The organism is Pedobacter sp. AC464, from assembly GCF_979253075.1.
In genome coordinates this window covers 686,031-697,296 of sequence record NZ_CEEDBV010000001.1, presented here as the reverse complement: position 1 = coordinate 697,296, position 11,266 = coordinate 686,031, and the positions used below count along the sequence as shown (strand labels likewise).

The window sequence follows — 11,266 nt, the reverse complement described above, 5'->3', positions numbered from 1 at the left end:
ATGAGGGTTTAAGATTATTCGGTTTTCAATCTTAACTGTTTGATAACTTCTTGGGGATTCTGGAATTTATAGGCGATTTTGTCATCATCCTTAACCTTCTGTACACCTTCGAGCAATATTTTATCGCCAAGTGTTAAACCATCGCTTATAACATACAAATCAGGTAATTCGCTGGCAACAGTAATTGCTCTTGAATGAACTTTATTTTTGCTATCTACAACAAAAACATATGTTTTATCCTGGATATCGTATGTTGCTTTCTGTGGAATAACAATTGCATTGTTTAAAGGCACAACCATCTGAATTTTCCCGGTTTCGCCATTTCTAAGCAAGTTATCCGAATTGTTAAACCTGGCACGGAAGGCTATATTTCCCGTTTCATTGTTGAATTCACTTTCAATAACTTCTACTTTACCTTTCGATTTTAGCATCTCATTATTTGCAAGTAACAAACCTACCTCCTGCTGTCCTTTGGCCTTTGCAGCCGATTGGTAACTTAAGTATTCTGGTTCCGAAACATTGAAATAAGCGAAAACCTGACTGTTATCGGAGAGACTGGTTAACAGAGCGCCTTCATCTACCATACTTCCCAATTTCAAAGGAATGCGATCGATGGTGCCATCAAAAGGCGCCTTTATTTCTGTGAATGCCAAATGCATCTTGGCCATCGCTGTTTCTGCATTAGCGCCCTGCAGTTTTGCCTTTGCCATTGCAAGTTCATTTTTAGAAACAACATTCTTATCGGTCAGTAATTTTGTATTCTCAAGCTCAATTTCTGCAGCTTTAGTTTCTGCCTGTGCCTTCAAAAGTTCAGCCTGAAGCATTTTAGGCATAATTCTAAACAGAACCTGCCCCGCATGCACATGCTGCCCTTCATCTACATAAATGTTTTGGAGGTAACCCTTTTCAAGGGCACGGATTTCGATATTTCGCACAGATTTAATTTGCGAAACATACTCTTTCGTAAAAGAGGTATCAATTTTTACGGGCGAAGTTACCGCATATGTTGCTACTTCTTCTTTTTCTTCTTTTTTCTCGGTACAACCTGTTACGTAGAGTAAAGCACACAGGCCAAGGAACATGACATTTCTCTTCATCTTTTTACTGATAGTTTTATCTGATTTATTTTTCTTATTAACCTTCAGATAGTTAATCTACAAAAGACGATACTGCAAGTGCAGACGAGAGACTTCAATAAACTAGGGCTATCCGTTGATTAATTCTGATACGAAATAACTATAGAATTATGAAGTTATAATGAAGTTAAAATTCAGGTGTAAATTTTACACTTAGGTTTAGCGTAAAAAGTGTTTTTAAAAGTAAATTTTTGAAGAAATTGTCGCAGATTTGGGAACAATGTTTTAATGCAGATGAGGTAGGTTTAAAGACATACGATTAAGCGCAAACGACGACGCTTAATCAATAATAATAATTTTGATAAACATGTCTTGTTATTTTAAACGGTTCCTGGTCAGGTTTTTACTAATCAGGTTATTAATCGTTTTTAGCACAGTATCGAAGTCAACAGGTTTTATCAGGTATGCATCACCATTTTCGAAGGCTTTCACAGCGTACTCTTCATGCCCGGTTACAAAAATAATATACCTGGCCTTTTTTTTCAGCATCCTTGCTAAATCTAGTCCAGATACCTCCATCCCAATATCAAGAAACAGGAAATCGATTAGCTCAAAATTTTGAAATGCCGCCATTGCAGCCACCGGATCGGTAAAAGTGCCCTTTAAAGCTAGCTTATCAACATTAGTTAAATAACTTTCAAGCAGGAAAACACTTAATGGGTCGTCGTCGAGAATTACGCAACTATAGGCTGTTTTTTCAGATGGTTTCATTTTATTTTGAGATTAAAATTTTTTACTGCGCAATAAAATCGGTAATTTCTTTTATTTGTTTCAACTTTTCAAGGTGCTCTTCCTTCAAAGGTTTGCTAATAAAATCGTAAATATTATCGTAGGTATTTGCCTTTTGTTTATCACGTTCGTTTATAGAGGAAGTAACCATTACCACCGAAACATTTTCCTTAAAAACGCTGGCACTTACTTCTTCAACCAAATCCCAGCCGCTTATCATTGGCATATTAATATCCAGCAGAAGCAGAAATTTTTTACACTGTTCTTTTTGCTCTTCCATGTAGAGGAGTGCATCGCCGGCATCTTCAAAATATTTGCAGGTAGAATCTGGCAGGGCCGATTCTAAAACCGCCTGATGAATCATCAATATGATCGGGTCATCATCAATAACTAAAATTTCTCTCTCACTCATTCCTTATAAATTTGTTTTGTCAGACATTGCTGTAATCTCCCGTATAATACTATCGAGTTCTGCAGCAGAAGTTTGAATGTGTTTTTGTATGTCTTCCTTTGTAATTACGTTTTGCTTTGCTTCATTGCCCAGCATATCTACAAGGGCCATAATTCTTGCTAATGGTGCCCTAACCGTGTGCGACTGTATCCACGCAATTTCTTCTAACCGGGTGTTCTTTTCTTCAATCGCATCTATATACAACAATTCTTTGGTAATGTCTGATGCAACGATAAGTTTTGCATCTCTTCCTTTAAAAAGCATTGGCGTACTTCGAATATCGATTTTGATAATGTTGCCATCTTTGGTTTGATGACTGTATACCGTTCTGTTGTAAAGCAATTGTCCACTTCTTATCTGTTCCAAAGCCTGCTCCAGCGCCGGAATTTCAGCTTCAGGCCGGATATCACGGATTGTCATTGAGAGAAATTCTTCTCTGCTGTATCCATAATGCCTTATGGCAGCGAGGTTTACATCCAGAAAGTATAAAGTATTTAAATCGTAAACCCACATCGGCAGCGGACTAAAATGGAAAAGTTCGCTATATCGTTTCTCTGATTCTGCAACCTCTGCCAAAATCTCACTGTTCAACAATTCTGCACGTTTTCTTGCATCGATATCCTGGAAACTTCCAAAAATCCTGAAACATTTTCCATCTACCATTTCGGCTTGCCCTATTGTTCTAATCCATTTAAAGTTGCCTTTAAAAGTTTCAATTTCAAGTTCTTCATCCCAGGGTGTTCCGTGCATCATGCATGCCTGCACCTTTGCCTTTATGGTATCTTTATCTTTACCATCTCTAAAATAATGAATTCCTGTGTCTAAATCAGGTTGAAAATCCAGCTCGGCTTCCCTTATTTCTTTAGTTACATCAGACCAAAAGACCGTTCCATCAACTACATTTATTTCCCAGCTTCCTATCCTTGCCAGACTATTGGTTTTATGCAACAAATCTGCAAGCATTTTTTTTTCTGTGATGTCTTTTGCAACCGCGAATATTAATCCGTCGACTGAAACCGCATTTGCTGTCCACGAGAGCCACTTCACCTGACCTGATTTTGTTAGATAACGATTCTCGAAACTCATTGCTTTATCGCCTCTGCTAAGCTTCTTTATCATTCTTATCGTGGCAAATCTATCGGCAGGATGAACAAAGTACTGAGCGGGCTTTTTCAGCAATTCAGCTTCCGAATAGCCCAACAAATCTGCCGCAGCCGGATTTATCCTTTTAAAGTAACCGTCATAATCGAGCGTTGCTAAAATATCGGGTGCGAACTCAAATACCTCACCAAGTTCCTGTTCTAAAAGTTTCCGCTTAATCTCACCTGCTAAAAATTCAGAAAAGTTATCGGAAAGTATAGCCATACCTTCCAATTTATGGCTGGCCCTTACAGCGAGGACTAAAACTCCTACGAGCTTGCCATTATAAATAAGTGGCAGGCCGTAAACATGTTTTATCCCGGCATTTATTGCAGCAGGAATACGTTTGCCTTCAACTTTAATACCCGATATGGATGTATCTTCGGCCTTCATTTCGTGCCAAACGCGGCCTGCAAGTCCCTCTCCCCTTTTACAAACCATTAAATCTGCAGTTTCCTCGTAAAAACGTTCCATCCTTTCATCCACCTCGCTCCTTGCAAATAGTTTAAGCTGAATTTCATTAGCATCGGGCAGCCAAAGTTCGGCTGTACAAAAATTACCACATTTACTAATTTCATCGAGAACCGAAGCAGTCGTTTTCTTCAAATCAGCCGGGTCGTTAAATAATACACTTATTCCGGATAGCAGGCTTTGTCTTACTGCTTCAACTTTTAATTGCGTAACATCTCGCTGAATGGATATCCAGCGATTGAATTGCCCTTTATCATCAGCTATAGGTGTTACTGATAAATTTAACCAGAATTCTTCTCCATTCTTTCTATAATTTATCAATGTTGCCTCGCCAGGTAAACCCATCAATAATTTCTGGATTAATCCCTTTAGCTCTTCCTGGTCTGTTCGGGAGCCTTCCAGCATTCTGGGCGAGTTTCCGATAATTTCATCATAGCTGTAGCCAGACATTTTACAGAAGGCTTCGTTCACATAAACAATTTCACTTATTGGAAATTTTTCCGGATCAACTTCCATAATTGCAACCGAATCCGTTGTATTTAAGACCACCGATTCGAGCAATTTCAGGTGCTGTTCCTCTTTTTTAGTCTTGGTAACATCTTGCATAGCACCTACCATGCGCAACGCTACACCATTCTTATCAAAAATCACAAAACCCTTATCGGCTACGAAGGAGTAACTCCCATCTGCATTTAGCAAACGGTACTCATCAAACCAATTTGTTTCGTTATTATCTATTACGAGGTGGATGCTTTGCAATACTCTATCCAGATCGTCGGGATGTATTTTGGCATACCAGGATTGGATTGTAGCTTCCATCTCATCGGCCTGGTAACCAAATTTGGTAAAACCTTCACCCCATGATAATGAGCCCGTTGCTATGTCCCAGTCCCATATTGCCTCAGAACTTGCCTTTGTTACGTAACGAAGTCGTTCGTTTGTGAGCAAAACATTATTTCGGGCATCTATCTGATCGGTAACATCTCTTGAATTAGCAACAATTCCATTTACAGTTGGCTCTTTACGCAGGTCAGTTAAAATCGTTTCTATCCATCGCCAGCTTCCATCACGATGCAAGAAACGAAAAGGCTGTAGAAAAACCCTGCTTTTCCCGGCGATGCTGGATAACGCTATTACTGCTTGTTCTGCATCATCCGGGTGGATAAATTCAAATGCATTTCGACCAATGAAATATTCTGGCTCGAAGCCTAAGACCGAAAGTGATGTATTGCCCACATATTTGTAGTTTCCTGCATCATCAAGGATAGCAATCATGTCTAAACCATCTTGAATCAGGTGATTAAACCGCTTGTTAATCAATTCATCCTCCGGTAACTCAGTTTTCTCTACCAATGACTGACTATTTTGAACAGTAACTAATGAAAAGGAGACCACGATAAAGGAGAAATCCTGCCCGGCAGCATGATAAGGCTCGACTATACAAGTAAATTCACGGCCTTGATTTTCGTGAAAAAAGGAAAAACTTGAAACTTGTTTGGAATGTTTTGCTTCCCTTAGCTGATCTAGAATTAAATTATAGCTTTTCTCATCAGCTATTAAATGAGCAAGAGTGTTAGGTGTAGAATCAGAAGAAATTAGCCGATTGTTTAATCCCATTAACTGTAAGTAGGAATCTGTCACCTCTAACACCCCAAAATAATCGCTTGCCACCTCTATCAGCATTGCAGCCGTTAGCGATTTGCGAAACAATTCCCGAAAGATATCCTTTAACATTTTATTAGAATTTTAGTCACGCCTTTAACTTTCAGCTTTAGAAAAATCAAAACCGTTTGATATAAAGTTTGAAAAATATTTATATTTCAACAGTATTACAAATTAATTACATATACCTGTAAAACTTTATACAGGAAAGCTTGAAAGGAAATTAGCCAGCGCTAACGGAAATCTTCGGAACTTTTAGGAAATTGTACTGATAATGAAAGCATTGGAATAGTAACAGGTTGGGCAAATCCCCTGTTCATTTTTTGCTTAAAAAAATGTTCATTCTATTCATTTAATTATGAACCGGGCGCAAAAGTGCTAACTGTGGGGAGTGTGTTGAACTCATGGTTGTATAACGCTTATTGTAAACTTTTATTTTATACAATCAGAACATTATCAAGCTGTTTTTGTTAGCAGTGTTACGATTCTGAAAATATGATTAAAAACTATCCATTTTATATAAAGGCGCCGGTAATTCTACTTGGCCTTGTAATAACTGTTTTTATTTTGAGCACCCTGCGAGATGTGCTTGTACCTTTAGCGTTTGCTACGCTGATAGCCATACTTTTAAACCCTTTAACAGTTAGAATTGAACGGTTCGTACCAAAAATTGTAGCCATTGTATTAGCGATGCTGATTGCGCTCCTGTTTATTGCCGGGCTAGCCTACTTTCTTTCATCACAAATTGCCCATTTCTTTGATAACGTCGAAGCAATGAAGCAAAAATTTTCAGAATTGCTGGTTATTATCCAAACATGGCTGGAAAGAACTTTTGGTATTGCAACGCAAAAGCAGGTGCAGATGGTGAAAGAAGCTGCGAATAACAGTAAAGCATTGGTTGGCCAAACACTAAGCGGTGCGCTTGGTATTTTGAGCGTAATTTTTCTGATTCCCGTTTACACTTTTTTGATAATGCTATACAAAACTTTGATACTGAACTTTCTGTATGAAGTTTTTTCTGAAGAAAATCAGAAAAAAGTTGGTGAGATCCTCTCAGAAACTAAGGCAGCCATCCAGAGCTACATTATTGGTTTGCTTATAGAAACCGGTATTGTGGCAGTAATGAATTCTAGTGCATTGTTAATTTTAGGCGTTCCTAATGCAATTTTGATAGGTGTAATTGGTGCGATACTCAATCTGTTACCATACATCGGCGGTATCATCGCGATTGCGTTACCGGTATTAATGGCAACGCTTACGTCGGACGGGTTTACAACTCAGTTGTTGATTATTGCATCTTATGCATTAATTCAATTTATTGATAATAACATACTTGTTCCAAGAATTGTCTCTTCTAAAGTTCAAATAAATGCGCTGATTTCTATTGTAATAGTACTATTGGGCGCTGCATTATGGGGCGTGCCAGGCATGTTTCTCTCCATTCCTTTTATCGCAGTGCTAAAAATTATTTTTGATAGAATTGAAGGCTTAAAACCATGGGGTAAACTCCTAGGCGATACGATACCCACCGAACACATGGGCCAATTAAAGCGAATGCGACGAAGAAGAAGTGTAGCTGCAGAAAAGTAAACGGCTTTTTATAGCGATCAGCATACATTTCTAGACTTTAAAATAGATAAAGGACAGAATTCGTTCAGAAAGAAAAGGAAATATCTTACAAAAATAACGATAAGGTAGTCTTTAGCCAATGTAGTTGCTAATAAATAATACGGAATATTGGGCGAAATGTCATTTTTTCTCACCAAAACAGAAAGTTCTCTTTATTGGCTTAAATTGCATTAAATCCCGTTAAACTAACCAATAATGACCAAATTACTGCTGGCCTTAAGCTTTCTTTGTTTAAGCTTACCATCCTCTGTAAATAAGCTCGCTTTTAAGAAAAATCCTGTACCAGTTGCAATCGACTTATTCGAAAAGCCGGAAGATATTAAGCTATCGTGGCTCGGAGATTTACAGTCGGACAATACAGACAGGCATATAACAAACTTACCGATGTTCATATACCGCGACGGACAATCTACCTATGCGAAAATTATTTGCGTACCAAAATCACTGCCGAAATGGAATGAAAAATTTAAAGGGAAGAATGCTAAAGAGAAAGCATCGATTAATAAAACCCTGGCTCTTGGTATAATAAACCATTCGTTCGGAGAAAAAACATTTTCTATTTATGCTTTTCTTCAACAGGATAATAAAAAAGGCATCCTGGTAGATAAAAATAATAATGTAACGACATTTCCGGCCACAATATTTATTTACAGGAATAATGGAACAAAATGGACGCAACTTGCACAGAAAATAGTTCCAAGCAGCAAGGCATATCAAAAACTTCAGTACAGCATTGCCCTGGCTTCGGCCGCTATGTAAATAGTTGAGGCCGCATACTATTTCAACAATAGCATGCGGCCCCTAAAATTTTATAAATATTAACTAATGTGCCTTAACACATTAAGGTTTAACAGGTTCTTTTACCGGAACTGGCACTTCAGCACCATCCTGGCCATCTTTAAATTCTTTGATGCCTTTACCCAGGCCTTTCATTAGTTCTGGAATTTTCTTTCCACCAAATAAAAGTAATATTGCTAATGCAAGGATAATCATTTCAGGACCGCCCAATAAGGCTGCGATAGTAGTTGTCATATGATTCAGGTTTAAGTTTGATTTTGCATTTGCAAATCAACATTACATACGAACTTTACGAACCATTGGTTTTTTTCACAGTACTTTTAATGAGGGGTTGCGCTGCAATTGCAATCTCAGCAATAAGGTGTTTTTCTTAGATATAAAGCCCCGAATAGCAAAAACCTAAAATTTCAATTGCTAGGCCTGAATTTTTGCTCTGATTCTACTCAACGTTTCCAGCCTGATTGCTAAAAAAGAAGCTACGTACTTTAGGGAAACCCGATTAATAAGATCGGGAAAAGAAGATAAAAATCTGCGGTATCGCTTTTCGGCAGACGAAATTCGGCATAAATAAGCGCTTTCCTCAGCGGCACGATAATACTGTTCCATCATTTTCCGGCCGACAATATTTGCCTCAGGATAATGCTCATAAAGATAATCTGAAACTGCTCGTGGTAAACAAATTAATTCTACATCTTCAAGCGCCTGCAAGTACTCCTGAAAATCTTGGCTTGACCGAACGTAATGTATTGTACCAACAATTTCACCTTCACCCGCAATCCATGTTGTAATCTCAGTTTTACCGTCTTGTACATAGCCCCTTACGATACCTTTTACAATCAAAAAAAGACTTTCATTATGCTCAACCGGTGTGATGATAAATTTATTCTTTTTAAAATTTAGCGGAAAGGTATTTTGATTCAGGTACGCTTCAATCTCATCGTTCAGATTGTGAAATTGTTTAAATACCGAAATTAGCGGAGAAGAACCGTTGTATTTTTTCCACCGGTCCTCTTCAGGTAAATTAACTGCAATCATATAATTGTTAGGGATAAATTAAAGCCCTTAGTGCTTTAAAACGCAATTATAAGAAGATGAATTTTAAAGACGAAGTTATTTTTGGTGAAAAATTTTTGCACTTACATCTTTTTTTCCACACCCAAACCAAAAAGTGCAAAATCGTATTTTACAGGGTCAACGTTATCGAACGTTCTAAGATTCTGGGTTAGTTCCAACGCAGTTTGCCAGTCGGTTTGTTTGCGATGAATCAGGTTTAACAATCTGCCAACCCGGTCTACGTGAACATCGCAAGGGCAAATTAAATCTGCCGGCTTCAAAGTATTCCATATGCCGAAGTCGACACCGTTTTCATCCTTGCGAACCATCCACCTTAAAAACATATTCAATCTTTTACAGGTTGATTTCTGTTGCGGGGAAGAGATGTGTTTTCTGGTACGGTACGGAAAGTCTTCGAGAGAAAAAAAATAACTTCTAAAATGGTTCAAAGATTTTTCAATGCTAAAAGTCAGATTAGATGAAAGGCATGGTGCTGATGCCTGGAATGGTTCAGAACTTGACGAAGCTGACTCTAAATAAGCAGGCAAAAATTCTGTGGCAGTCGGAATAAAGGCACTTTCCAAACTTTGGAACTTAAGGTAATGTGATTGAAAAAAAAAAATGAAATAGAGTAAATCAGTATCATTAAAAGTTCGGTGCTTGAAACCCAACAGCTGCTTTAAATCATTATCCTGATGATTCAGAACGAAATCATATGGCGCATTATCCATACGGGTTAACAATTCTTTACACTTATTGATTATGGTTTTGCGCTGGCCCCAGGCTAACACAGCGGCGAAAAAACCTGCTATCTCCACATCTTGTTTTTTATGGAACAAATGGGGAATACATATTGGATCATTTTCAATAAAATCGGGCTTGTTGTATTGCTCAACTTTACCATCAAGAAAATTTTTGAGGTCTAAATAATCCATCTTATAATAAACAAAATCCGATAGTTCAATGCAAAAACCACTTAACTATCGGATTCTTAAAGTTTGGGCAATCCTATTTCAATGCGTTTTCCAGGTCTTCGAGCAAGTCGTCGATATCTTCCACACCAACGCTTAAGCGAAGCAGGTTATCTGTAACGCCAACTTTTTCACGTTCTTCCTTGGGTATAGAACCATGCGTCATCGTTGCCGGGTGATTGATTAACGATTCTACCCCACCCAGTGATTCCGCCAAAGTGAAAACCGAGAAGTTAGATGCAATCCTGAAAGTTTCTTGTAAATCTGCATCTTTCAGGGTTATCGAAATCATCCCACCAAAACCCCTCATTTGTCTTTTCGCGACTTCAAAATTAGGATGATCTTCAAATCCAGGCCAGTAAATTTTATCTACTTTAGGGTGATTTTTTAAATAGTGAGCAATCTTTTCGCCGTTTTCGCAATGTGCTTTCATGCGTAAGTGCAACGTTTTAATTCCTCTCAAAACCAAAAATGCATCTTGCGGACCTGGAGTTGCACCGCAGGCATTGTACACAAACCAAAGGTCTTTGTAAAGTGCCTCGTCATTTGTAATTAATGCGCCCATTACAACATCAGAATGCCCGCCAATATATTTCGTTACCGAATGCATTACGATATCTGCACCCAAATCAATCGGGTTTTGCAAATAAGGCGAAGCAAAAGTATTATCAACCGTTAAAATCAGGTTCTTTTCTTTAGTAATCTTCGCAACGCCCTCAATATCAATAATTTGCATGGTTGGATTTGTTGGCGTCTCAATCCACACCAATTTAGTTTTTTCATTGAGGTATGGCCGCATATTCTCTGGATTAGACAAATCCAAAAAATGAAACTTAATGCCGTATTTGGTAAAGATTTTTGTGAAGATGCGATAAGAACCACCGTATAAATCATTTCCGGTAATAACTTCATCTCCAGGTTGCAAAAGCTTCAGTACGGCATCGGTAGCGCCCATTCCACTGGAAAAAGCCAAACCGTATTTTGCGTTTTCCAAAGCCGCCAGGCAATCCTCCAGGGCTTTACGGGTTGGATTTGTTCCGCGGGAATACTCATAACCTTTATTGTCGCCCGGCGATTTTTGCCAGTACGTAGACGTCTGGTATATAGGCGTCATCACGGCACCTGTTGTTGGGTCAGGCTCCTGACCGGCGTGTATAGCTTTTGTTGCGAATTTCATTTTCGTTGTATTTTGATGTGAACTTAGAGATGCGTTACAGGCAGATATT

General features: G+C 38.4%; 10 protein-coding genes. 2 read left to right on the top strand and 8 right to left on the bottom strand.

Features of this window, described 5'->3' with window-relative positions; genetic code table 11:
• Window positions 1-14: 14 nt before the first annotated feature.
• From AC0IWT_RS02980 to AC0IWT_RS02965, 4 genes are all read right to left on the bottom strand, one after another.
• Entirely contained in the window at window positions 15-1,097 is a 1,083-nt protein-coding gene (locus AC0IWT_RS02980) for an efflux RND transporter periplasmic adaptor subunit (RefSeq protein ID WP_471795919.1), read from the bottom strand.
• 354 nt (window positions 1,098-1,451) lie between these two features.
• Window positions 1,452-1,847, bottom strand: a complete 396-nt coding sequence (locus AC0IWT_RS02975; protein ID WP_471795918.1) for a LytR/AlgR family response regulator transcription factor — start codon at window positions 1,845-1,847, stop codon at window positions 1,452-1,454.
• 22 nt (window positions 1,848-1,869) lie between these two features.
• Entirely contained in the window at window positions 1,870-2,277 is a 408-nt protein-coding gene (locus tag AC0IWT_RS02970; protein WP_056872159.1) for a response regulator, read from the bottom strand.
• A gap of 3 nt (window positions 2,278-2,280) precedes the next feature.
• Entirely contained in the window at window positions 2,281-5,661 is a 3,381-nt protein-coding gene (locus AC0IWT_RS02965; RefSeq protein ID WP_471795917.1) for a PAS domain S-box protein, read from the bottom strand.
• 423 nt (window positions 5,662-6,084) lie between these two features.
• Here AC0IWT_RS02965 and AC0IWT_RS02960 point away from each other — a divergent pair, with 423 nt between their 5' ends.
• Both AC0IWT_RS02960 and AC0IWT_RS02955 read left to right on the top strand, forming a co-directional pair.
• Window positions 6,085-7,179: an AI-2E family transporter gene (locus AC0IWT_RS02960; protein WP_471795916.1), complete on the top strand. Its 1,095-nt coding sequence runs from the start codon at window positions 6,085-6,087 to the stop codon at window positions 7,177-7,179.
• Window positions 7,180-7,413: 234 nt separating this feature from the next.
• Entirely contained in the window at window positions 7,414-7,977 is a 564-nt protein-coding gene (locus AC0IWT_RS02955) for a hypothetical protein (protein WP_471795915.1), read from the top strand.
• A gap of 81 nt (window positions 7,978-8,058) precedes the next feature.
• On the opposite strand, the gene tatA is transcribed toward AC0IWT_RS02955, so the two are convergent.
• The 4 genes from tatA to AC0IWT_RS02935 all read right to left on the bottom strand — a co-directional run bounded on the left by tatA (window position 8,059) and on the right by AC0IWT_RS02935 (window position 11,265).
• On the bottom strand, window positions 8,059-8,250 hold the full coding sequence (tatA, locus tag AC0IWT_RS02950) for a twin-arginine translocase TatA/TatE family subunit (RefSeq protein ID WP_056872155.1): 192 nt from the start codon (window positions 8,248-8,250) through the stop codon (window positions 8,059-8,061).
• Between the two features lie 180 nt (window positions 8,251-8,430).
• The gene (locus tag AC0IWT_RS02945; protein WP_471795914.1) at window positions 8,431-9,051 is read right to left on the bottom strand and encodes a Crp/Fnr family transcriptional regulator; all 621 of its coding nucleotides are present in this window, start codon (window positions 9,049-9,051) and stop codon (window positions 8,431-8,433) included.
• A 101-nt stretch (window positions 9,052-9,152) separates the two neighbouring features.
• On the bottom strand, window positions 9,153-10,004 hold the full coding sequence (locus AC0IWT_RS02940) for a TIGR02757 family protein (protein ID WP_471795913.1): 852 nt from the start codon (window positions 10,002-10,004) through the stop codon (window positions 9,153-9,155).
• Window positions 10,005-10,077: 73 nt separating this feature from the next.
• Entirely contained in the window at window positions 10,078-11,265 is a 1,188-nt protein-coding gene (locus tag AC0IWT_RS02935) for a cystathionine gamma-synthase (protein WP_471797201.1), read from the bottom strand.
• Window position 11,266: the final 1 nt, after the last annotated feature.